Source organism: Paraburkholderia diazotrophica, from assembly GCF_038900755.1.
Lineage (GTDB): Bacteria > Pseudomonadota > Gammaproteobacteria > Burkholderiales > Burkholderiaceae > Paraburkholderia > Paraburkholderia diazotrophica_A.
This window is the reverse complement of record NZ_JBBPEN010000002.1, coordinates 523,784-545,532: the sequence shown is the minus strand read 5'-3', so window position 1 is coordinate 545,532 and position 21,749 is coordinate 523,784. Positions and strand designations below refer to the sequence as shown.

The following is a 21,749-nucleotide window of genomic DNA, read 5'->3' as shown; positions in this document are numbered from 1 at the left end:
GCGATTGTGCCCGTCTGCACGCGTTGGGTTGAGTTACATGACGATCGAAACTTGAAGCGCGCCTTAGACAGGCACCTTCTTCAGCATTTCGACGCCAACCTGGCCAGCCGCAATCTCACGCAGCGCGAGGACCGTGGGCTTGTCGCGGCTTTCGATTTTCGGCGTGTGGCCTTGAGCGAGCTGACGTGCGCGATAGGTCGCGGCAAGCGCCAGTTCAAAACGATTCGGGATCTGTTTCAGACAGTCTTCGACGGTAATGCGGGCCATGTTGAAAATTCCTTCTCTGTATGTCGGTTATTCTACCTTATGTCCTCGAGAGCTCGCCCGTATCAGGCGTGCGGCAAGTGAATACCGAGCTGCATGAAGAGCTCCGTGTGGCGCGCGTATTGCGACGTGAAGCGCGAACGTGTTGCCGAGACGAGGCACTGCAGTTCGGCGAGCGCGTGATCGAAGTTTTCGTTGATCACGACGTACTCCGCTTCCGCTGCGTGCGCCATCTCGCTGCCCGCTGCGAGAAGGCGTCGCGTGATCACGTTCGGCTCGTCCTGGCCACGCTTTTTCAGGCGCTCTTCGAGCGCTTCGAGCGAAGGCGGCAAGATGAAAATCTCGACGGCGTTGCGGAACTGCTTCTTCACCTGTTGCGCGCCCTGCCAGTCGATTTCGAGCAGCACGTCATGGCCGCTCTTCATCTGCTCTTCGATCCACACGCGCGAAGTCGCGTAGTAGTTGCCGTGCACTTCCGCGCTTTCGAGAAACTCGCCCGCATCGTGGCGCGCGAGGAAATCTTCGACGGTCGTGAAGTGATAGTGCTCGCCGTCCTGCTCCTTCGGACGCGGCGGACGCGTCGTGTATGAAATCGACAGACGGATCGCCGCGTCGCGCGCGAGCAGCGCGTTCACGAGCGTCGACTTGCCCGCGCCCGACGGCGCGACGACCATGAACAGGTTGCCGGGATAAACGCCTGCGTATGGATTGCGTTTGGATTCGGTCATGCTGGTGAGACTCCCGTATTACTCCAGGTTCTGTACTTGTTCGCGCATCTGCTCGATGAGCAGCTTGAGCGTCATCGACGAATCGGCGAGTTCCTTCGCGGCCGCCTTCGAGCCGAGCGTGTTTGCCTCGCGGTTCAGTTCCTGCATCATGAAGTCGAGACGCTTGCCGACCTTGCCGCCCTTCTGGATGACGTGGCGCGTTTCGTTCAGATGCGCAGTGAGGCGCGACAGCTCTTCCGCGATGTCGATGCGAATGCCGTACATCGTCACTTCCTGACGGATGCGCTCGGCGATCTCTTCGCGCGACACGATCGTTGCCGCCGTATCCGGCGCGGCGATACCGAGCGCTTCCTGCAAACGCTCGACGATCTTCTGCTGATGTTTCGCAATCAGATCCGGCACGAGCGGCGTGATCTTCGTGACGATGGCTTCCATCTCGCCGACATTGTTGAGCAGCATCGTCGCGAGCTGCGCGCCTTCGCGGCCGCGCACGTCGATCAGATCGCCGATCGCCTGCTTGCCGCATTCGAGCACGGCGTCGCGCAGCACTTCCGGCGACACGCCGCTTTCCGCGAGCACACCCGGCCAACGCAGGATTTCGCCCGTGCGCAGACGTCCCGCGTCAGGAAACGCATCGAGCACCGCGCGTTCCAGCACCGCGAGCTGCGCGAGCGCATCGCGGTTGAGCGCGCCCGCGTTCGCCGCCTGCTCGCTGCGCTGCAGGTTGATGCGGATGTCGACCTTGCCGCGCGAGAGCTTGTTCATCAGCATTTCGCGCAGCGTCGGCTCGCAGACGCGCACGTCTTCCGGCATCCGGAAGTTGAGGTCCAGGAAGCGCGAGTTCACCGTGCGCAACTCCACGGACACGCTGACGCCGCCGTTGCCCGATGCCGCTGCGAGTTCGCGCGTGGCGCTCGCATAGCCAGTCATACTGTAGATCATGATAGGTCTCGCGATTGCGGTCGCGCGAATGCGAATGTGCGATCACATCGCACGACCAGGGATTCGAGTCGCCCGGCGTGTACGAGACGCGAGGCGGGGAACGCGCATTATCCCATTTTTGCCGGGCCGGCCGGGCGCGGAGAGCCGCCGTGCGGCGCCCGCGGCTGAACCCGGCCATTACGCATTTTGCATGCGCTGCGGCGCGAGCAAAAATCGGATAGCGCGACGACGCATGCATCGACATCGTTTGGCGCTCTCGCTCGCCGTGCATGCGCCGATGCATCTGGCCGCGTGGCCATCCGCGAGCTGGCCGGAAAACAGTTGCGTACGGGCGTCGCCGGACCGATCGGCGGTAAAATTGCAGTTTCCTTCCGCCCTTTCTTGCCTTTGATTCCGACGATGAACGACATCACGAAACGCCCGAGCGGCCGCGCCGCAGATCAGCTGCGCGACGTGCGCATCACGCGCCACTATACGAAGCACGCGGAAGGCTCCGTGCTCGTCGAATTCGGCGACACCAAGGTGATCTGCACGGCAAGCATCGCCGAGACTGTGCCCGCGTTCCTGCGCGACCGCGGCCAGGGATGGCTCACGGCCGAATACGGCATGCTGCCGCGCGCGACGCACACGCGCAGCGACCGCGAAGCCGCGCGTGGCAAGCAGACGGGACGCACGCAGGAAATCCAGCGCCTGATCGGCCGCGCGCTGCGCTCCGTGTTCGATCTCGAACGGCTGGGCACGCGCACGCTGAACATCGATTGCGACGTGATCCAGGCCGACGGCGGCACGCGCACGGCGAGCATCACGGGCGCCTTCGTCGCCGCGCACGATGCCGTCGCGAAGCTGCTTGCGACGGGCCGCATCGAAACGTCGCCGATCACCGACTATGTCGCCGCCGTGTCCGTCGGCGTGTTCGACGGCGTGCCCGTGCTCGATCTCGACTACGACGAGGACTCGCAGTGCGATACCGACATGAACGTCGTGATGACGGGCGACGGCGGCTTCGTCGAGATTCAGGGCACCGCGGAAGGCGTGCCGTTCTCGCGCGGCGAAATGAACGCGCTGCTCGATCTCGCGCAAAACGGCATCGCGACGCTGATCGCGAAGCAGAAGGCCGCGCTGGAGATAAAGGATGAATGACCGTCGCGAAAGCGCGGCGCTTTCGATGCAGCCGGCGCTGCACAAGATCGTCCTCGCGTCGAACAACGCCGGCAAGCTGCGCGAGTTCGCGGCGCTCTTCGGCAAGGCGGGCGTCGAGCTGATTCCGCAAGGCGCGCTGAACGTGCCGGAAGCGGAAGAGCCGCATCCGACCTTCGTCGAAAACGCGCTCGCGAAGGCACGCCATGCATCGAAGCTGACGGGCCTGCCCGCGATCGCCGACGATTCCGGCTTGTGCGTGCGCGCGCTGCGCGGCGCGCCGGGCGTCTATTCGGCGCGTTACGCGCAGCTCGCGGGCGGCGAGAAGAGCGATGCGGCCAACAACGCGCGCCTCGTCGAGCAGCTGAAGGACGTGGACGACCGCCGCGCGTACTACTTCTGCGTGCTCGCGCTCGTGCGCCACGCGGACGACCCCGAGCCGCTGATCGCCGAAGGCCGCTGGCACGGCGAGATGCTCGACGCGCCGCGCGGCGCGAACGGCTTCGGCTACGACCCATACTTCTATCTGCCCGCGCTGAACGCGACGGCGGCCGAACTCGATCCCGCAGTGAAGAACGCGAGCAGCCATCGCGCGATCGCGTTGCAGCAGCTGTTCGCGCGGTTGAAGGAGGAAGCGTGAGCCACGCATCGACGACGGGAGCCGGCGTGATCAAGGCGTTCACGTCGCCCGGCAGCATCCGCCTGACGTCGCTGCCGCCGCTCGCGCTCTACGTGCATTTCCCGTGGTGCGTGCGCAAGTGCCCGTACTGCGATTTCAACTCGCACGAGTCGAAGGGCGGCGCGTTCCCCGAGGACGAGTACCTCGATGCGCTGCGCAGCGATCTCGAACAGGCGCTGCCGCTCGTGTGGGGCCGGCAGGTGCATACGGTGTTCATCGGCGGCGGGACGCCGAGTCTGATGTCGGCGAAAGGACTCGACCGGCTGCTGTCCGACGTGCGCGCGCTGCTGCCGCTCGATGCGGACGCCGAGATCACGCTCGAAGCGAATCCCGGCACGTTCGAAGCCGATAAGTTCGCGCAGTTCCGCGTGAGCGGCGTGAACCGGCTGTCGGTCGGCATCCAGAGCTTCAGCGAAACGCATCTGAAGGCGCTCGGCCGCATTCACGATGCCGCGCAGGCCCGCCATGCCGTCGAGGTAGCGGCGAAGACGTTCGACAATTTCAATCTCGATCTGATGTTCGCGCTGCCGAAGCAGACGCTGGTCGAATGCCGGGCGGACATCGAGACGGCACTGTCGTTCGCGCCGCCGCATCTGTCGCTGTATCACCTGACGCTGGAGCCGAATACGCTGTTCGCGAAGTTCCCGCCGCCGCTCCCCGACGATGACGCGTCCGCCGACATGCAGGACTGGATCCACGAGCGCACGCGCGAAGCGGGTTATGAGCGGTACGAAGTGTCGGCGTATGCGAAGCCGCATCGGCAGAGCAGGCACAACCTGAACTACTGGCGCTTCGGCGACTATCTCGGCATCGGCGCGGGCGCGCATACGAAGCTGTCGTTTCCGAACCGTATCCTGCGGCAGATGCGCTTCAAGCATCCCGCGACGTTCATCGAAGAAGCGCGTTCGGGCAACGCCGTGCAGGAAGAGCATGAAGTCGGCGCGCGCGATCTGCCGTTCGAGTTCATGTTGAACGCGCTGCGGCTGGTGGAGGGCTTTCCCGTGCATCGGTTCATCGAGCGCACGGGTCTTCCGATGACGTCGATCGAGCCAGCGTTGCAGGAAGCGGAGCGTCGCGGCCTGATCTCGCGCAACCATGAGAAGATCGCGCCGACACCGCTCGGGCAGGCATTCCTCAACGATCTACAGGCGCTCTTTCTGAAGGAGCCTTGATCGGCTCCATCGTTTGTTGCCCGTGAGCGAAGCGTTTCAGGTTACAATTTCGGGCTCGGAGGGTTGGCAGAGCGGTTGAATGCACCGGTCTTGAAAACCGGCAAGGCTTTACGGCCTTCGTGGGTTCGAATCCCACACCCTCCGCCACTTCGCCTCACGCAACACTTCGAGCGCCCTGCCTCTTATCCCGGTTGTTGCACCTCTTCGTGTGCCGACGCGCGAATCTCCCTGTTCGAAGCCAGGTGCGACGCGCCTCATGCGATCGAACAACGCACCCCGCTCAACCCATCAGCGAATGCGACGAGCACCGCCATCCTCCCACCGACATCCCATTGCGCGCTACCACGCACATCCGTAGCAACGCTCATTGAATCGCAACATGCATCGCCTACGATGAAGAGACATCTCGCGTGCGAGTTATTGCGATGCCCACCCTCTCGCTTCACAGCCGCATCCATCCAGTAGTCAGGCGAGCGGCGGCACTCGCTCTTGCGCTGTTCGGCACGGCAGCGTGCAATTTCACGATCACGCCGCCTCAACGACCGACGGCCGTCGTGCCGCCCGCCGCGATCAACAGCGCGACGCTCGATCAGTACCGCTCGGCCGTCGCGCAACGTATCGTCGAGCGCAATCCGTCATATGTGCTGCGAGGCAATCCGCAGGCGATGCTGCGCTCGCTCGTCGTCGTGTCGTTCGTCGTCGATCGCAATGGACAGATCGTGGCATCGTCGGTGTATCGCACGAACGGCGACGATGAAGCGGAGAGCACCGCGCTCGCCACGTTGCGACGCTCGGCGCCGTTGCCGCTGCCGCCCGCAAAACTGCTGAATACGAAAGGCCAGGTCGAGATGTTCGAAGACTGGCTCTTCAACGACAACGGCAAATTCCAGTTGCGCACGTTCGCATCGCCGCAGGCGCAGACCATCGACTAACAGAAAAGCGCGCCAAGATCGGCCTCAACAGGCCGCGCTCCGAACACGCGCCTTGCTGCGCGCCGCCCGCCGTCGCTATAATTTTTTAAACGCCCGCCGGATTCGCCGGCAATCGCTGCGTGCCGCGAGCCTACCCGCTCGCCTCGCGCAGCCCGACCGTCACGTTGCCGCGCCACCCGCGCGCGCGTCCGTCCCGTTTGCATCGTGCGTCGCTTCGAAGCCACGCGTTCTTCGCAACGCTCGAAGCCGTCAGCGCGATGCAAGCTGTCGAATCGTTGCAGTTGCAACGTCTCGCGTCACGAGTCCGCCGCCTGAATCGGGCTTGCATCGCGCTTGCACCATCTGCATCGCCGTTTGAGCCAGGCTTCGCTCGCAGGCCGTGCCGCCGCTTGCATCGCCGTTTACACGATTTGCGCGCTAGCCGCTACGCTCACATCAGACACACAAAGACGCACCGCCCGCCCCCGCGGCAGCGTCACGACATTTGGAGACCCTGCATGTCCACCTCGCCCCTCTCCCGCGCGCAGTCCGGCGCGGGCCGCCAGAACAGCGCTTCGCGCGTGATCTTCGCGAGCTTCATCGGCACCGCGATCGAGTTCTACGACTTCTACGTGTACGCGACGGCCGCCGCGCTCGTCATCGGCCCGGTGTTCTTCCCGCACGGCTCGGCGACCGCGCAGGCGCTGTCGGCGTTCGTCACGTTCGGCATCGCGTTCATCGCGCGGCCCATCGGCTCGTTTCTGTTCGGGCACTTCGGCGACCGCATCGGCCGCAAATCGACGCTCGTCGCCTCGCTGCTCGTGATGGGTCTGTCGACGACGCTGATCGGCTTCGTGCCCGGCTACGATTCGATCGGCAGCCTCGCGCCCGTCCTGCTGTGCGTCCTGCGCTTCGGCCAGGGCATCGGCCTCGGCGGTGAATGGGGCGGCGCGGCGCTGCTCGCCACCGAGAACGCGCCCGCGGGCAAGCGCGGCTGGTTCGGCATGTTCCCGCAACTCGGGCCGTCGATCGGCTTTCTCGCGTCGAACGGCCTGTTCTTCGGTCTCGCGCTGTCGCTGTCCGACGAGCAGTTTCGCAGCTGGGGCTGGCGCGTGCCGTTTATCGTCAGCGCGGTGCTGGTCGCGCTGGGCCTGTACGTGCGGCTGAAGATCGCCGAGACGCCCGCGTTCCAGGCCGCGATCGAACGCCAGGAGCGCGTGCGCGTCCCGGTCGCGACGCTGCTGGGCCGTCATCTGTGGCCCGTGCTGCTCGGCGCGTTCGCGATGGTCGTCTGCTACACGCTGTTCTATATCTCCACGGTGTTCTCGCTGTCGTATGGCGTGTCGACGCTGCACTTCTCGCGTCAGAGCTTCCTCGGCATGCTGTGCGTCGCCGTCGTGTTCATGGCGCTCGCGACACCGCTCTCCGCATGGGCAAGCGATCGCTTCGGCCGCAAGCCGGTGTTGATCGTCGGCTGCATCGCCGCGATCCTGTCGGGCTTCGCGATGGCGCCGTTGCTCGGCAGCGGCTCGATGCCGCTCGTGCAGCTGTTCCTCGTCATCGAGCTGTTCCTGATGGGCGTGACGTTCGCGCCAATGGGCGCGCTGCTGCCCGAACTGTTCCCGACCAACGTCCGCTACACGGGCGCGGGCGTTGCCTACAACCTCGGCGGGATTCTGGGTGCGTCGGTGGCGCCGTACATCGCGCAGATGCTCGCCGCAAAGGGCGGCCTGTCGTGGGTCGGCCTGTATGTGTCGGCTGCCGCCGTGCTGAGTCTGCTCGGCGTGCTGTGCATGCGCGAGACGCGCGATGCAAGGTTGATGTAACCCTTCGCGCCGCCGTCTATCCCGACGACGCAACGGCCCCGGCGCAAGCGATTTGCGCCGGGGCCGTTCCCGTTCTGCCTGCAGCCTCGAACCATCTCTAAGCCGAAAGCCGCCACTCGATACGGAAACCGGCGCGGAAGATTCGACTCCGGGCAAATGCGGACAGGGAAACCCCCGTTTTCGCCGCCGTTTTTGGCACGCCTATACTCGAATCGACAACAAGCGGTTCGAGGGAGGCATCGATGGACATTCATCTTCACAACGCGGACATCGTCGTGATCATCGCGCTGGCGCTGCTAGGCTCGCTGCTGCTCGCGGTGCGCTTCAGGCCGGCGACGTGGAAAGGCATTGTCGTCGAAGCGGTTGCGGCGAACGCGGCGGCCATCGCCGCCGTCGTCGCCTTCGAAATGCTGGTGGCCTGAGCGACGGCCATCAGCGTCCGTTACCCGGTCAGCGGTAGTAGTAGTCGTGATGGTGGTGATAGCCGCCGCCGTCCGGCACCACGATACAGCCACTGAGCGATGCAGCCAGCAGCGCGCCCGTCACCAGAGCCAACATCAAGCGTTTCACGTTTTTTCTCCCTTTGAGTCAGTGTCGTTATTCGAGCGAACCCCGAATGACCTCGATTGAACACGAACCCGTCAGGGACGAGCGTTGCAATTTGTAAGCGTCCACTGAGGTTGTGTTACACGGGAGAAAACATCGCGCGGCGCGCCGTGCCGCAGTCCCGCCGGCAATCTGCGCGTCGAGACCTGACCCAATCCGCATCAAGGCCGCCCGCAAAGGCTCGGCAGGCACGCCAATGCTCGATCGATGCGACGGCTGCGCCAATGCCCTGAACGCACCGGTCCGAAGGCAGCGCTGACGCCAAATGAAAAGCGACAGTTTTAACAGCCGTGTAATGAGCGAAAAGGGTCGCGAGCGCGATGAACGCGAAGCAAACGGAAGGCAGCAGCGGACGAACGGTCGCGAGACCGGCATAAACCGGCCCCGAAGGCCGCCGAAAAAAATCAATTAAACGGTTGAACTTGTCCGTACCCGCGTGGTCTTTACGGATGTTGTATCGGTTTGTTCTGCAGGTTTCCTCTCGGTCCGCGCTTCTGGCGCGGGCTTTTCAGAGGCGTTACGCGACGGCGTCCGAAATTGGGCGAACTGCGCGTGCGCCTCTTTTCTTTTTTGGCGGGCCGGCCTGATCCACGCGAACAGACGCCTCAGGCCGCTGCTACCGACTTTCCGTGTCCGTCCAACGCCAGCGGGTCCGCGTGCACGTGATCGATGGCTGCAAGCGCCTCGGCGATGGGCGGCACCGAATTGCCATCCCCAATCGATACCGACCGGAACGGCACGTTGTTGCCGAAGATTTCACGCGACGTCGCGATGAAGATCATCACCGTGCGCTTCTGGAGCGCGTGCGCGAGATGGACAAAACCGGTATCGACGCCGATCACGAACTCCGACGCCGCGATCACCTGTGCGATTTCGGTGACGCTCAGTTGCGGCAGCAGTTCCGCGCCTTCCACCTCGTTGACGATCGCGAGGCCTTCATTGCGCTCGGCAGCCGATCCCCACGGCACCGCGACATAAAAGCCGCGCCGCACGAGATCGCGCGCGATCGCGATCCAGTGGTCGGCCGGCCACTTTTTGTCGTCCTTCGACGCAGCGTGGAACAGCATCGCGAGCGGCCGGCCGCCCGTGTCGACGAGCGGCTTTGCGGGCGCGGGAATGTGCAGGTTGTAGTCGGCGGGACCTTCGAGCGGGTAGCCGAGTGCCGTGCTGACCGTCTCGCGCATGGCGTTCCAGGCGTTTCTGTCGCGCGGCGGCGCGAAGCGGCCGGTGTACGCGAACGCAGCGCCGCGCTCGCCGAGGTCTTTCGACCGGTAGCCGAGCCGTCGCCGCGAACGCGACAGGAACGAGATGATCGCGCTCTTGTAGACGCCGTGAATATCGAGGGCGTAGTCGTAGCGGTGCGCGCGCAATTCGCCGATGGACTGCGCGATGGCCTTGAAGTCGCCCCAGCGGCGCGCCTTCTTGAAGCGGCGCAGCGGCGCGCAGAGGACGCGGTCGATGCCCGGATTCCAGCCGGCGATTTCCGCAAAGGACTCGTCGACGGCCCAATCCACCTTGACGCCCGGAAACGCGCGCTTGAGATCCGACACGATGGGTTGCGCCTGTATCACGTCACCCATGGAGGTGACTTTGACGATGAGAATTCGCTTCATTGATTGCCCATTGAGCCTGCGCGGTCGCAATCGACAATTTTAGCCCAGATCAAAAGATTTGCCGGAAAACTGCGCAGTCGGAAGTCTTGCTGGAGCCACTCTGCAATACCGGAGATACGGGCCCTGACAGACGACAGCCGCCCGGCGCCCGCGAGGCATCGCGCCGGCTCGCGGCAGTCGCGGTTTTTTGCATCCGCATCGAGGCCATCGCACGTCCGTCTCGCGCCTGTCTTTCGTCCGCCCTCTTGTCCGCCCTCTCGTCATCTCGCGTCAGTAGCGCGCCCCTTCGCGGCGCCAGCGCTGCTCGCGCCGCTATAATTTCCGCTTTGCCCTTCGCCCGACTCCCATGTCACGGACACCCATGCTGTCCTCGAGCATCGGCAGACGCCTACGGCGTCTATGGCGCCAGTACGGCATCTTCTGGCTGGGCGCGATCGCCGTCGGCCTGACGGCCGTCTTTTACGCGCGGCTGATCGATCTGGGCTACAACGCTTTCCTCGGTCTGCAAAAGCAGCACTGGTGGCTGCCGCTGGTGTTGACGCCCGCCGTCGGGGCCGCGTCCGTGTGGCTCACGCGGCGCTTCTTTCGCGGCGCCGAGGGCAGCGGCATTCCGCAGGTCATCGCGACGCTGCATACGAACCCGAGCACATCCGGCGCGCGGCTGCTGACGTTCCCCATTCTGCTCGGCAAGATCGCCGTTTCGTTTCTCGCGATTCTCGGCGGCTTCACGATTGGACGCGAAGGGCCGACCGTGCAGGTCGGCGCGGCGCTGATGTTCAACCTGCGCCGGCTCTACCCGCGCTCCAACGCGCAGATCGAACGGCAGCTCGTGCTGGCGGGCGCGGCGGCGGGTCTGTCGGCGGCGTTCAATACACCGCTCGCCGGAATCGTCTTCGCCATCGAGGAACTGACGCGCAGCTTCGAGGCGCGCGCGAGCGGCGTGCTGATCACGGCGATCATCATCGCGGGTATCGTTGCGCTCGGCCTGAACGGCAACTACACATACTTCGGCACGATCGATATCGGCGCGCACTTCCCCGATCTGTTCGCGGTGGCCGTCGTCATCACGGGCATCGTCACGGGCATTGCAGGCGGCGTATTCGCCTGGCTGCTGCTCAACACCGCGCGCTGGATTCCCGCGCCACTGCGCCAGTTGCACGCCGAGCGGCCGGTCGCGTTCGCCGCGCTGTGCGGCGTCGTGATTGCGCTCGTCGGACTGATCTCGGGCGGCGCCACTTTCGGCAGCGGCTACGCGGAAGCGCGCGGATTGCTGTACGGCAGCGAGCACCTGTCGGTGTTCTATCCGGTGCTGAAGCTGGTGTCGGTGGTCGGCTCGTATCTGCCGGGCATTCCGGGCGGCATTTTTGCCCCGTCGCTGTCGATCGGCGCGGGCTTCGGCAACGTGCTGAACATGCTGTTCGCCGACATGCCGCTGCCGATGCTGATCGCGCTCGGGATGGTCGGCTATCTCGCGGCTGTAACGCAGTCGCCGATCACGTCGTTCGTGATCGTGATGGAGATGATCAACGGGCATGCGCTCGTGATTTCGCTGATGGCGACTGCGCTGATTTCGAGCCGCGTCGCGAGGCTGTTCGCGCCGCCGTTGTACGAAGCGCTTTCGTTGCGCTACATGGCGCCGCTGCCCGCGCCCGCCGCTTCGCCTGAACTGCCAGTGGAGCGTTCCGAGTCGGAGCCGCAAGATGAGCGCGAGTAGTGAGCAAGCGCCTGCAACAGCAACAGGCTCGCGAAAAAATCGGGCGCTTGTTCCATGAGGAACGCGCGCCCGACCTCCCACAACGTCAATACACGACGACACCCATCGGGTGATAGTAGACAGGGCGTGCCGGTACGACGACGCAACCGGCCAACGTGACCGCCAGCACGGCGATCGCGAGCAAGGTCCTTTTTCTCATGTGACGACTCCCTTGATGGTTGCGTAAGCGCGCTCTCGGGCGCGTTCAGGCAACGGACATCGACGCGCCGCGCACGATGAAAACGCACGGCATCGACATCCGTTGGATGTTCACTCCGCCGATCAGACCCAATGGCCCTCGACCCAGCGCCAGTTCGGACCATGCGCGACCCAGTGGCCGGGCATCCAGTGGTACCCGACGCGCTGGACCTGCCAGTGACCCGGCACCCACGCGTAACGGCCGTGGTCCCAACGCCAGTGACCCTTGTCCCACACGTAGCCCGCGCGCGGCGCGGGGACGGCTTCGAAGCGCTCGACGGGCGGCGCCACGACAACCACTTCGGCAGCCGACGCGGACGCGACGGCGGACAAGCCGGACACCACGAGCACAGCAGAAGCGGCGAGCAAACGAATCGATCGGTTCATGTTTTCACCTCATGTGTCAGCGCCGGATGATGGCGTTGTCCGTTCAATGCGCGAGGTGACGAAGGGGCTGACAGAAGCCGTGTTACGGCATGCCCTCAAGTGCAACGGTTTATTTCGGAGAAGCGCGGGAAGAGGCGCAGAAGAAAGGCGCGCGATGGAAACGGACGATGTCGACGCGCAATGGCAACGCACGCACCGCAGACACGAAAATGCGCGCCACCGTACAACGATGGCGCGCATCACGCGATAGACGAAGCCGAAGCTACAGACCGATCAGACCTGTGGAATCTCGATCTTGACCTCGAGCACTTCGAGATCGTCGTGACGTTCGAGATTGACGCGGATATCGTCGTCCGAGATCTTCACGTACTTCGAAATCACGGCGACGAGTTCACGTTGCAACGCGGGCAGATAATCGGCAGGCGCGCGGCCACCGACGCGCTCATGCGCGATGATCAGCTGCAGGCGTTCCTTCGCTACCGACGCGGATTTCTTCTTCTCGCCCAGCAAAAACGAAAGAATCGACATCAGGTGCGCCCCCCTTTACTTGGTGCCGAAGAGGCGCTGCAGCAGGCCCGGCTTCTGGTAATCGACAAAGCGAAGCGATTTCTGCTCGCCGAGGAAACGCGACACGACGTCCTTATAGGATTCCGCGACATCCGTGCCATCCATGTGAACGGCGGGCAGGCCCTGGTTCGACGCATGGAGCACGGCTTCCGATTCCGGAATCACGCCGATCAGATCGATGCGCAGGATTTCCTGGATGTCGCTGAGCGACAGCATCTCGCCTTCGCTGACGCGCTTCGGGTTGTAGCGCGTGATCAGCAGATGCTCCTTGATCGGATCCTTGCCTTCGATCGCGCGCTTCGTCTTCGACGACAGGATGCCGAGAATGCGATCCGAGTCGCGCACCGACGACACTTCCGGGTTCGTCACGATCAGCGCTTCGTCGGCGAAGTGCATCGCGAGCAGCGCGCCCGATTCGATACCCGCCGGCGAATCGCAGACGATGTATTCGAAGTCCATCTTGATCAGGTCGTTGATGACCTTCTCGACGCCTTCCATCGTCAGCGCATCCTTATCGCGCGTTTGCGACGCGGGCAGGATGTAGAGGTTCTCGCACTTCTTGTCCTTGATCAGCGCCTGATTCAGATTCGCTTCGCCCTGGATCACGTTGATCAGGTCGTACACCACCCGGCGCTCGCAGCCCATGATGAGATCGAGATTGCGCAGGCCGACGTCGAAATCGATCACCGCCGTTTTCGAGCCGCGCAGCGCGAGACCCGAGGCGAAGCTCGCGCTGGTCGTCGTCTTGCCTACGCCACCCTTGCCCGAAGTCACCACAATGATTTTTGCCATTACCCTTTACCTTGTGTTCGTCAATTCGTCTATTGAGTCCGGCGGTAGTTCCATCGCGCGACACACGCACTGCATGCGCGGCCCACGCATCAGGTGAGCCGCAGCGGTTCAATCATCAGTTTTTCGTCCTCGAGCCAGATCTGCACCGGCTTGCCGTACACGTCGGCGGGCAGCGGGTTTTCGGTCGTCCGGTAAATGCCCGCGATCGAGATCAGTTCCGGTTCGAGACACGTGCAGAAAATGCGTGCATCGTGATTGCCGTGCACGCCCGCGAGCGCGCGGCCGCGCAACGGCGCGTAAATATGGATATTGCCTTCCGCGATCACTTCGGCGCCGTTGCTCACCATGCCGAGCACGACGAGATCGCCCTTCGCGTAGATGCGCTGGCCGGAGCGCAGCGGCTTGTCGACGACCATCGTCTGCGACGAGATGCGCACGGGTTCGGCAGCGGCCGACGGCGCCTGCTCCGGCTCGCGAGCAGGGCTTTCGGCTGCGGGCGCCGCGCTTTTTTCCGCCGCGCTCTTGCCCGCTTCATTGCCCGCCGCGTCGCCGGCGCCTTTGCTTGCGCGCGGATCGCGCGCGTCGAGCAGCGGCAGCCCCGCTTCGTTCGCCCACGCGTGTTGCGCGCTGTCGGCGACGACGCCGATCGGCCGCATGCGCACGCTGTCGAGCAGCTTTGCGATGTCGGCAAGCGGCACGCGTTCATTCTCGGCGAGACGGCGCACGTCGATCGCAACGGTATCGTTCGCGAAGAATTCGGGCGTCGCCTCGAAGCGCCGGGTCAGTTCGGCACGCATCTCATCGAGGTTGGTCGTCTTGACGACAAACAGCAGCGTGTCGACCGCGCCACTGCGCAGTTCAAAAAATGGCGATTTCCTGGGCGACATAGCGTTCGGCAAAAAATTTTGCGTATTTTACAGGCGTCCAGGCGAACGGTGAGCTTTTTTGCCAATAAGTCTTCACGCGACAGCCAAATGCCGCGTGCGCGCTGGATCGGCGCGAGACAGATCGGCAAAAAGCGTGAAGAACGAGCGGCGGAAGATGGGGATGAAGCTGGCGGGAGCGCGCTGGACAGGCGCCCCACGAAGCCGTCGAGCGCGAATCGGCTAGCCAGGCGCGTCGGTAACGCCAGTCGATGCGGCATGGTGCGGCACGTGCCGCACGAGCAATGTCTGAAACTGATCCGGCGCGCGCGGAATGCGTTCGCGCTCGCCCGTCGGGCCGAAGCCCAGCCGCTCGTAGAAGCGCATCGCGTTGCGGTTTTCGTCGGCGATCCATGCGTAGATCTCTGTCGCGCCGCCCGCCGCGAGCCAGTCGCTCGCCGTGTTGACGAGCAGCTCGCCGCCGCGCAGATGCCGCACGGCGGGCGCCACCCACAGTTCGCTCACGAACGCGCGGTGCGGCGCAGCGTCTTCGAAGCAGGCACCGATCAGGCCGGCCGGATGGCCTTCCGTGTAGAGGATGAACGAGGTCGACGTGGTCGAAGCAGCATGCCGCGCGGCCGTCTGTTCGAACGTGGACGCATCGGCCAGCATCGCTTCTTCCAGTGTCTCGTCGAATGCGTAAGGCGCTTCGCGCAGCGATGCGGTACGAAGCTCACGGAAGACAGCACCCTGATCGGCTGCGATGCGGCGAACAGTCAGTGAAGGACTCATGCGGTCGAAATCCCTTGAAATCCCTTATGTCGTCCGGGTAAAGCGCTAGGGCGTAGCTTCAACCGAACGGGCGCGCGAGTCAAATCTTTAATTCGGCGCGGTGCGGGCGGGCGCGCATGGGTTGACAGCCGACAACAAGACGGCGTGCCTGCGCGCCCGATTTTGTGCATTGCGTCGAGCGCAATGCGCGCCTGCCGCCCGCTCGGGGCTTTTCGCGCGCAACGACGCGAGACGCCAGATGTGAAACGCGAGCCAGCCGGCACAGCGCAATGCGCGCGCGTCAGGGCGCCTCGTAGCGCCCGGTGCCGTCGGGCCACGGCGTGAGCAGTTCGTAGCCGTCGTCGGTGACGGCGACCATGTGCTCCCACTGCGCGGACAGCGAGCGATCCTTGGTGACGACCGTCCAGCCGTCGCGCATCACCGTCGTGCCCGCGCGGCCCGCGTTCACCATCGGCTCGATCGTGAATACCATGCCCGGCTTCAGGCGCACGCCCTGCCCCGGCTGGCCGTAGTGCAGCACCTGCGGATCCTCGTGATACACCTTGCCGATGCCGTGTCCGCAGTAATCGCGCACGATCGAGAAACCCTCGCGCTGCGCGACTTTCTGGATCGCATTGCCGACGTCGCCGAGCGTCGCGCCAGGCTTCACCTGGCGGATGCCCGCGAGCATCGCTTCATAGGTCGTGTCGATCAGCTGCTTCGCGACCGCGCCCGGCTCGCCGACCGTGTACATGCGGCTCGTGTCGCCGAAATAGCCGTCCTTGATGACGGCCACGTCGATGTTGATGATGTCGCCGTCCTTGAGAACCTCGCTGCGATCGGGAATGCCGTGGCACACGACGGAGTTGACCGACGTGCAGACCGTCTTCGGAAAGCCCATATAGCCGACGTTCGCGGCGATCGCCTTTTGCGTGTTGACGATGTAGTCGTGGCAGATGGCGTCGAGTTCGCCCGTCGAGATGCCGGGCTTCACGTGTTCGCCGATCATCGCGAGCACGTCGGCGGCGAGCCGGCCTGAGATGCGCAAACGCGCGAGGTCTTCGGAAGTCTTGTAGGTGATGGCCATGTCGGAAAAACGTTGGCGGCACGCAGCGCGCGGCGCGCGCAGGCTGTGCGATCAGGCGAGCGTGCTGGCGCGCCGTCTTGCGTTGCCGGCGCTGGACGCGGCCCGCATGGCGGCCCCGCGTCCGGTTGTCGATCAGTCCATTGTACAGAGTCTGTCCGCGAGGCCGGCCCGCACTATGCGCCAAACCCTACGCCAAAGCATGCACCGGCCACGCCCGTCACGCGAGCGTTCAACCCGGCGGCGAACGCCGGATCGCCTGGGCGATGTCGCGGCTCACCGACGCCAGCGCCCGGCTGTGCGCCGCCACGAGCGCCGCCTCGTCGGTGCCCTGCACCTGTTCGCGCACAGTCGAGCGGCCCGTCAGCAGCGCCGTCTGGCCGGCCAGGCGCACCGTCCACAGCGCATCGACCGCGACGGCCTCGCCCGGCATCGAGTCGAACCGCACGATATCGACGCGCACGCGGCACGCCTCCGTGCCCGCCACCGTCTGCGACGACACGGACACGCGCTGCGAGCCGAGCAGCCGCGACAGATCGGCGGCGATCACATCGGCGACGCCGCTTTTGAGCGGCTCGCCCCAGCGCGCGAATTCGTTGAGCTTCACCTCGTTGCCCGACACGCGCGTGACGAGCTGCGGCCGGTCGACGAGTTCGGGCACCGTCACGGGACCGACCACCACCGACACGGACATCGGCGCGCCCGTGCTGTCGAGCGTCGCGTCCGGGCTCAACGTATAGAAGTTCGAACGCGGCGAACCGCACGCGGCCACCACCGCCGCTGCCGCGACGCAGAGGCACGCGCCGCCGCGCGAGAGCATCGATCGGTTCACTTTGCGTCCCCCGGTTTGCCGCGCAGCAGCGCTTCGGGATGCTGCTGCAGATAATCGGACAGCGCGCGGAACGATGCCGCCGTGCGTGCGAGCTCGCGGATCGCATCGCTCGTGTCCTGCTGCAACGCCGAGTCGGGCGCGAGCGCGCTGTTTGCCGTATTGAGCGTGGTTTGCGCAGCCGACAGCGCGCTCTTTGCCTGCGGCACGACCTGCGTGTTGAGGCTTTGCAGCAGCGCGCTGGCATTGGCGAACGTCTGCTGCGTGTTCTTGCCGATCTGCTCGAGCGGCAGCTTGTCGATGCGCGCGACGATCCGGTTGAGCGACTCCTGCAGCGATTGCAGTCCGCTCGGCTCGGTCGGCAACTCGGCAGGCGTGCGGCTCCAGTCGATCTTCGCCTGCGGCGCGTGCTTGAAGAAATCGAACGAGATGTACAGCTGCCCCGTCAGCAGGCTTCCCGTCTTGAGCTGCGCGCGGAAGCCGCGCGACACGAGGAAGTCCGCTATCGCTTTCGGGTCGGTTACGACGCGTCCTTCGGACGGCTGCGAGTAACGCGACGTGAAGCGCTCGGGATAGAACTTGATCTCGACAGGAATGCTGATCTGTTTCGTCACAGGGTCAAAACGCGTGTAGATGCCCGCCACTTCGCCGATCACGATGCCCCTGAAGTCGACGGGCGCGCCCACCGTCAGGCCGCGCACCGACTCCTTGAAGTTGAGCACATAAGTATCGACGATACGGTCTTGCATCTTGAGCGCATCGGCGTGTGTCGGGAACAGCGTGAACGAAGCGCGCACCTGTGCTTCGGGCCCCGCGAGCGACGACGCGGGCGTGTCGAACGCAAGCCCGCCGATCAGGATCGACACCAGCGATTGCGTGTTGATCTTCACGCCTTCCGTGCCCAGCGCGACGTCGATGCCGCCTGCCTCCCAGAAGCGCGAATCGACCTTCACGTAGCGGTCGTAGGGCGCGTTGACGAAGATATGCAACGTGACGCCGCCGCCGTCCTTGTCGAGTTCGAGCGACGTGACCTGGCCGACGCGCAGGCGCCGGAAATAGACGGGCGAACCGACGTCGAGCGAAGCGACGTTCTCCGCGTGCAGCACGAACTCGCGGCCCGGCACGTCGCTCGCGAACACGGGTGGCGTTTCGAGCCCGACGTAGTCGCGCCGCTCCTGCTTCGCACGGCCGATGTCCATGCCGATGAACGCCCCCGACAGCAGCGTGCTGATGCCCGACACGTTGCCGCCCGCGATGCGCGGACGCTCGACCCAGAAGCGCGTGTCGTCGACCAGCATGTCGGTCGCGTCGCGCGTCAGTTCGGCCGTAGCCACCACGTTCTTGTAGTCCCGCGAAAGCGCGACCTTCTTCACGACGCCGATATCGACGTCCTTGAACTTGATCTTCGTCTTGCCCGCTTCGAGCCCTTCACCCGTCTTGAACTGGATCGTGATGGTCGGACCTTGCGACAGCACGGCCTGGACGGCAAGCCAGATGCCGATCAGCACCGCGACGACGGGCACGAGCCAGATCCACTGGATACGCCAACGCTTGCGCGGCACGGCGACGGCGTCAGGCAGATCGGGGGGCCTGCTCATTGTGTTTCCCTCTTGTCCCAGATGAGCCGCGGGTCGAACGACATGGCGGCGAACATCGTCAGCACCACGACCGCGCCGAAAGCGATTGCGGCGGGACCGGCGCGCACGGTCGCGAGCGCGTTGAATTGCACGAGCGCCGTCAGCACGGCGATCACGTAGATGTCGAGCATCGACCAGCGCCCGACCAGCTCGACGATGCGATAGATGCGCGCGCGCTGATCGGGCTGCCACGTCGAGCGGAAGTTGGCCATCAGCGCCAGAAAGCTGATCGCGAGAATTTTCAGCATCGGCACGGCGATGCTCGCGATGAAGACCAGCACGGCGAGCGGCCACGAACCCGACGTCCACAGATAGACGACGCCGCTCATGATCGTGTCCTTCTGCGCGCCGAACAGCGAGCTCGTGTCCATCACGGGCAGCACGTTCGCCGGGATGTACAGGATCATCGCCGCGATCAGATACGCCCACGTTCGCGCGAGACTATCGGGCTTGCGCAGATGCAGATGCGCGCCGCAGCGCGGGCAATGTCCGGGATGCGCGTGCAGACGCACGGGCGCATGCACGTTCGCGTAGTCGCGCGCGTCGCGGGTCCGCGTGGGCGCGGCGCGCGTGAGGAGGCCGCAATCGTGGCACACGCACAGGCCGCAGGCCGCTGCCGTCGCGGCGGGAAACGGCGTGTCGCTGTCGAACGCGGGACCGGCGTCGGGCATCCCTTCCAGACGCGTCCACAGATCGCGCGCGTCGAACGCAGACGCCGCGGCCGCGAGCATCAGCATCAGCGCGCCGAACGACCACAACGCCGGACCCGTCACCACCGACGCGATATGCGAGAGCTTCACGAGCGCGACGAGCAGGCCGAGGATCAGCACTTCCGTCATGCCCCACTCCTGCGCGATGCGCAGCGTGCGAAACACGACGTCCGCGCGATACGGCGTGCGGCCGAGCCGCAGCGGCAACATGAGCCACACGAGACCGAGCGCCTGGCAGGCGGGCATCAGCATCGTCGTGATGAAGATCAGCGCCGACAGCGGCCACATGCCGTCCAGGTACAGAACGCGCACGGCGCCGAACATCGTCGTTTCGACGAGATCGCCGTTCACCGCCAGCCCGACGATCGGGAACGAGTTCGAGATGATCCACAGCGCGCAAGCCGCAAGCGCATACGCGAGCGTGCGATCGAGACTGTTCGCATGACGCCGGTACAACGTCGCGTTGCAACGGCAGCAACGCAGCACGCCTTCGTGCGGCACGTCGCTCTCGCGCTGAAGCAGATCGCATTCGTGGCACGCGATCACAGGCATCGTCCGCGCCACATGCCCGAGATAGCCGGAAGACGTCGCGTCGCTCATTTCGCGTCCTGCGACGATGAATCGGCGGGACGGGCGGCGTCGTCGCTCGTATGTGCCGCTTGTGCCGATGTCACCTGCGCCGCTTGTGTCGCTTGTGTCGCTTGTGTCGCTTGTGTCGCTTGTGTCGCTTGTGTCGCTTGCGTCGCTTGTGTCGGTTGCGACGCCTGTGTCGCTTGTGTCACCTGTGTCACTTGCCCCGCTTGCGCTGCCTGCGTGGTAAGCCCTTCCGCATCGACGACCCAGCCGCCGCCCATCGCCTTGTACAGGTTCACATACGACACCAGCACGCCCGCCTGGGTCTGCGTCTGGCTCAACTGCGCATTGAAGAGACTGCGCTCGGCATCGAGCACTTCGATATAGCTCGTGTAGCCGCCCTCGTAGCGCAGCCGCGCAAAGTGCGCGTAACTGGCGAGCGCATCGACCTGGCGTCCCTGCACGTCGAACTGCTCGCGCAGTTTCTGCGACGCGATCAACGCGTCGTCGACTTCCTGGAACGCAACCTGGATCGCCTTGCGATACGAATACAGCGCCTGCTGCTGCACAGCTTCGGCCTGCTTCACCTGGCCCGTGATCGCGCCGCCCGTGAAGATCGGCTGTGTGATGGAGCCCGCGAACGACCACACGCGCGTCGGGCCCGTGAAGAGCTTCGAGAACTGGCCGCTTTGCGTGCCGAACAGACCGGTCAGCGAAATCTGCGGGAAGTACAGCGCCTTGGCCGCGCCGATCTGCGCGTTCGCCGCGATCAGGTCCTGCTCGGCCTGGCGCAGGTCGGGGCGCCGCTCGAGCAGATCCGACGGCAGCCCTGCGGGCACCGCGGGCGCCACAAGTTCGGCGAGCGCGCGTCCGCGCAAAATGTCGCCGGGATTGCGCCCGAGCAGCACGGAAAGCGCGTCCTCCTGCTGCGCGATCTGCGCCTCGATCTGCGGAATACGCGAGCGCGAGTCCTCATATTCGGACTGGCTCTGCGCGAGCTCCATCTGCGAGACTTCGCCGCCCTTGAAGCGCAGCTCGAACACATGCACGGAATCGGCGCGGCTTTCGGTGGTCGCCTTCGCGATCTCCAGTTGCCGGTCGAGACTGCGCAAGTTGATATACGACGACGCGACCGATGACACCAGCGTAAGGATCGTGCCGCGCTTCGCTTCCTCGCTCGAAAGCAGGCTTGCGCGCGCGGATTCCGTCAGCCGCCGGTTGTGGCCGAACAGATCGATTTCCCACGACGCCGACAGCGCCGCCGTGTACGTGTTGAACACCGGGTTGTTCACGTTCGCGAGCAGCGGCGAGCCCGTCGGCAGACGCTGGCGCTCCGCGTCGAAGCTTGCGCCGACCTGCGGCAGCAGCGCCGCGCGCGTCGTAACGAACTGGCCGAGGAACTGGTCGACGCGCGCAGCGGCGATCTTCACGTCGTTGTTGTTCGCGAGCGCCGCCGTGATCAGGTCGTTCAGCACGGGATCGTCGAACTGCTTCCACCATTCGGTGTTCGCCACATCCGACGCGTAGTTGTCTGGGAAGCGATACGTTGCGGGCACGTCGACCTGCGGGCGCGAGTAGTTCGGTCCCAGCAGGCAGCCGCTCAGCGCGAAAGCGCACAGCACGCACACGAGCGCGCTGGCGACGGGCGTAGGCGAAGCGCGGCGCACGCGGCGCACGCGGAGCACAGGCTGAAGAACGCGGCGCATG

At 64.8% G+C, this 21,749-nt stretch carries 21 protein-coding genes and 1 tRNA gene; 8 read left to right on the top strand and 14 right to left on the bottom strand.

The window, feature by feature from the left end:
• Positions 1-63: 63 nt before the first annotated feature.
• The 3 genes from rpoZ to AABE10_RS07755 form a co-directional block, all read right to left on the bottom strand.
• Positions 64-267, bottom strand: coding sequence for a DNA-directed RNA polymerase subunit omega (rpoZ, locus tag AABE10_RS07765; protein ID WP_087737994.1), 204 nt, complete (start codon positions 265-267; stop codon positions 64-66).
• Positions 268-329: 62 nt separating this feature from the next.
• Positions 330-992 carry a guanylate kinase gene (gene gmk / locus AABE10_RS07760; RefSeq protein WP_342932690.1) on the bottom strand — a complete coding sequence of 221 codons (663 nt, stop codon included), beginning with the start codon at positions 990-992 and terminating at the stop codon, positions 330-332.
• 18 nt (positions 993-1,010) lie between these two features.
• Complete coding sequence (locus AABE10_RS07755) at positions 1,011-1,934, bottom strand: YicC/YloC family endoribonuclease (protein WP_342932689.1); 924 nt, start codon at positions 1,932-1,934, stop codon at positions 1,011-1,013.
• Positions 1,935-2,333: 399 nt separating this feature from the next.
• Here AABE10_RS07755 and rph point away from each other — a divergent pair, with 399 nt between their 5' ends.
• From rph to AABE10_RS07720, 7 genes are all read left to right on the top strand, one after another.
• The gene (gene rph, locus AABE10_RS07750; protein WP_342932688.1) at positions 2,334-3,074 is read left to right on the top strand and encodes a ribonuclease PH; all 741 of its coding nucleotides are present in this window, start codon (positions 2,334-2,336) and stop codon (positions 3,072-3,074) included.
• Entirely contained in the window at positions 3,067-3,711 is a 645-nt protein-coding gene (gene rdgB / locus AABE10_RS07745) for an RdgB/HAM1 family non-canonical purine NTP pyrophosphatase (RefSeq protein ID WP_342932687.1), read from the top strand. Before rph ends, rdgB begins: the two co-directional genes overlap by 8 nt.
• Positions 3,708-4,922 carry a radical SAM family heme chaperone HemW gene (gene hemW, locus AABE10_RS07740; protein WP_342932686.1) on the top strand — a complete coding sequence of 405 codons (1,215 nt, stop codon included), beginning with the start codon at positions 3,708-3,710 and terminating at the stop codon, positions 4,920-4,922. The genes rdgB and hemW overlap by 4 nt, the downstream gene beginning before the upstream one ends.
• 57 nt (positions 4,923-4,979) lie before the next feature.
• A tRNA-Ser gene (locus AABE10_RS07735) sits at positions 4,980-5,069 on the top strand.
• A 278-nt stretch (positions 5,070-5,347) separates the two neighbouring features.
• The gene (locus tag AABE10_RS07730) at positions 5,348-5,854 is read left to right on the top strand and encodes a TonB family protein (protein WP_342932685.1); all 507 of its coding nucleotides are present in this window, start codon (positions 5,348-5,350) and stop codon (positions 5,852-5,854) included.
• Between the two features lie 497 nt (positions 5,855-6,351).
• Complete coding sequence (locus tag AABE10_RS07725) at positions 6,352-7,659, top strand: MFS transporter (RefSeq protein WP_342932684.1); 1,308 nt, start codon at positions 6,352-6,354, stop codon at positions 7,657-7,659.
• 242 nt (positions 7,660-7,901) lie between these two features.
• Entirely contained in the window at positions 7,902-8,081 is a 180-nt protein-coding gene (locus AABE10_RS07720) for a hypothetical protein (protein WP_342932683.1), read from the top strand.
• A 789-nt stretch (positions 8,082-8,870) separates the two neighbouring features.
• Here AABE10_RS07720 and waaC read toward each other — a convergent pair.
• Positions 8,871-9,878 carry a lipopolysaccharide heptosyltransferase I gene (gene waaC, locus AABE10_RS07715; protein ID WP_342932682.1) on the bottom strand — a complete coding sequence of 336 codons (1,008 nt, stop codon included), beginning with the start codon at positions 9,876-9,878 and terminating at the stop codon, positions 8,871-8,873.
• A 346-nt stretch (positions 9,879-10,224) separates the two neighbouring features.
• Between waaC and AABE10_RS07710 the strand changes: the two genes are divergently transcribed.
• Positions 10,225-11,592 (top strand): chloride channel protein, encoded by a 1,368-nt coding sequence (locus AABE10_RS07710; RefSeq protein WP_342932681.1) that lies wholly within the window; start codon positions 10,225-10,227, stop codon positions 11,590-11,592.
• 321 nt (positions 11,593-11,913) lie between these two features.
• Here AABE10_RS07710 and AABE10_RS07705 read toward each other — a convergent pair whose 3' ends face one another.
• From AABE10_RS07705 to AABE10_RS07660, 10 genes are all read right to left on the bottom strand, one after another.
• A complete protein-coding gene (locus AABE10_RS07705) occupies positions 11,914-12,216 on the bottom strand; it encodes a YXWGXW repeat-containing protein (protein WP_342932680.1) in 303 nt (100 codons plus the stop codon).
• Between the two features lie 273 nt (positions 12,217-12,489).
• On the bottom strand, positions 12,490-12,744 hold the full coding sequence (gene minE, locus AABE10_RS07700; protein ID WP_342932679.1) for a cell division topological specificity factor MinE: 255 nt from the start codon (positions 12,742-12,744) through the stop codon (positions 12,490-12,492).
• Positions 12,745-12,759: 15 nt separating this feature from the next.
• Complete coding sequence (gene minD / locus AABE10_RS07695; protein ID WP_342932678.1) at positions 12,760-13,575, bottom strand: septum site-determining protein MinD; 816 nt, start codon at positions 13,573-13,575, stop codon at positions 12,760-12,762.
• Between the two features lie 89 nt (positions 13,576-13,664).
• Positions 13,665-14,462 carry a septum site-determining protein MinC gene (gene minC, locus AABE10_RS07690; protein WP_342932677.1) on the bottom strand — a complete coding sequence of 266 codons (798 nt, stop codon included), beginning with the start codon at positions 14,460-14,462 and terminating at the stop codon, positions 13,665-13,667.
• 219 nt (positions 14,463-14,681) lie between these two features.
• On the bottom strand, positions 14,682-15,230 hold the full coding sequence (locus AABE10_RS07685; RefSeq protein ID WP_342932676.1) for a GNAT family N-acetyltransferase: 549 nt from the start codon (positions 15,228-15,230) through the stop codon (positions 14,682-14,684).
• 280 nt (positions 15,231-15,510) lie between these two features.
• On the bottom strand, positions 15,511-16,296 hold the full coding sequence (gene map, locus AABE10_RS07680; protein WP_342932675.1) for a type I methionyl aminopeptidase: 786 nt from the start codon (positions 16,294-16,296) through the stop codon (positions 15,511-15,513).
• 229 nt (positions 16,297-16,525) lie between these two features.
• On the bottom strand, positions 16,526-17,125 hold the full coding sequence (locus AABE10_RS07675) for a PqiC family protein (protein ID WP_342932674.1): 600 nt from the start codon (positions 17,123-17,125) through the stop codon (positions 16,526-16,528).
• Positions 17,122-18,720 (bottom strand): intermembrane transport protein PqiB, encoded by a 1,599-nt coding sequence (locus AABE10_RS07670; protein ID WP_342932673.1) that lies wholly within the window; start codon positions 18,718-18,720, stop codon positions 17,122-17,124. The genes AABE10_RS07675 and AABE10_RS07670 overlap by 4 nt, the downstream gene beginning before the upstream one ends.
• Positions 18,717-20,069, bottom strand: a complete 1,353-nt coding sequence (locus tag AABE10_RS07665) for a paraquat-inducible protein A (RefSeq protein ID WP_342932672.1) — start codon at positions 20,067-20,069, stop codon at positions 18,717-18,719. The genes AABE10_RS07670 and AABE10_RS07665 overlap by 4 nt, the downstream gene beginning before the upstream one ends.
• Positions 20,066-21,748, bottom strand: coding sequence for an efflux transporter outer membrane subunit (locus AABE10_RS07660; protein WP_342932671.1), 1,683 nt, complete (start codon positions 21,746-21,748; stop codon positions 20,066-20,068). Before AABE10_RS07660 ends, AABE10_RS07665 begins: the two co-directional genes overlap by 4 nt.
• Position 21,749 lies beyond the last annotated feature (1 nt).

Coding starts and splice junctions, on each gene's coding strand:
- AABE10_RS07660 (WP_342932671.1), bottom strand. CDS start 21,748: ATGCGCCGCGTTCTTCAGCCTGTGCTCCGCGTGCGCCGCGTGCGCCGC.
- rpoZ (WP_087737994.1), bottom strand. CDS start 267: ATGGCCCGCATTACCGTCGAAGACTGTCTGAAACAGATCCCGAATCGT.
- AABE10_RS07670 (WP_342932673.1), bottom strand. CDS start 18,720: ATGAGCAGGCCCCCCGATCTGCCTGACGCCGTCGCCGTGCCGCGCAAG.
- AABE10_RS07730 (WP_342932685.1), top strand. CDS start 5,348: ATGCCCACCCTCTCGCTTCACAGCCGCATCCATCCAGTAGTCAGGCGA.
- gmk (WP_342932690.1), bottom strand. CDS start 992: ATGACCGAATCCAAACGCAATCCATACGCAGGCGTTTATCCCGGCAAC.
- rdgB (WP_342932687.1), top strand. CDS start 3,067: ATGAATGACCGTCGCGAAAGCGCGGCGCTTTCGATGCAGCCGGCGCTG.
- map (WP_342932675.1), bottom strand. CDS start 16,296: ATGGCCATCACCTACAAGACTTCCGAAGACCTCGCGCGTTTGCGCATC.
- minE (WP_342932679.1), bottom strand. CDS start 12,744: ATGTCGATTCTTTCGTTTTTGCTGGGCGAGAAGAAGAAATCCGCGTCG.
- waaC (WP_342932682.1), bottom strand. CDS start 9,878: ATGAAGCGAATTCTCATCGTCAAAGTCACCTCCATGGGTGACGTGATA.
- AABE10_RS07725 (WP_342932684.1), top strand. CDS start 6,352: ATGTCCACCTCGCCCCTCTCCCGCGCGCAGTCCGGCGCGGGCCGCCAG.
- AABE10_RS07710 (WP_342932681.1), top strand. CDS start 10,225: ATGTCACGGACACCCATGCTGTCCTCGAGCATCGGCAGACGCCTACGG.
- minD (WP_342932678.1), bottom strand. CDS start 13,575: ATGGCAAAAATCATTGTGGTGACTTCGGGCAAGGGTGGCGTAGGCAAG.
- AABE10_RS07665 (WP_342932672.1), bottom strand. CDS start 20,069: ATGAGCGACGCGACGTCTTCCGGCTATCTCGGGCATGTGGCGCGGACG.
- minC (WP_342932677.1), bottom strand. CDS start 14,462: ATGTCGCCCAGGAAATCGCCATTTTTTGAACTGCGCAGTGGCGCGGTC.
- AABE10_RS07720 (WP_342932683.1), top strand. CDS start 7,902: ATGGACATTCATCTTCACAACGCGGACATCGTCGTGATCATCGCGCTG.
- AABE10_RS07755 (WP_342932689.1), bottom strand. CDS start 1,934: ATGATCTACAGTATGACTGGCTATGCGAGCGCCACGCGCGAACTCGCA.
- AABE10_RS07685 (WP_342932676.1), bottom strand. CDS start 15,230: ATGAGTCCTTCACTGACTGTTCGCCGCATCGCAGCCGATCAGGGTGCT.
- rph (WP_342932688.1), top strand. CDS start 2,334: ATGAACGACATCACGAAACGCCCGAGCGGCCGCGCCGCAGATCAGCTG.
- AABE10_RS07705 (WP_342932680.1), bottom strand. CDS start 12,216: ATGAACCGATCGATTCGTTTGCTCGCCGCTTCTGCTGTGCTCGTGGTG.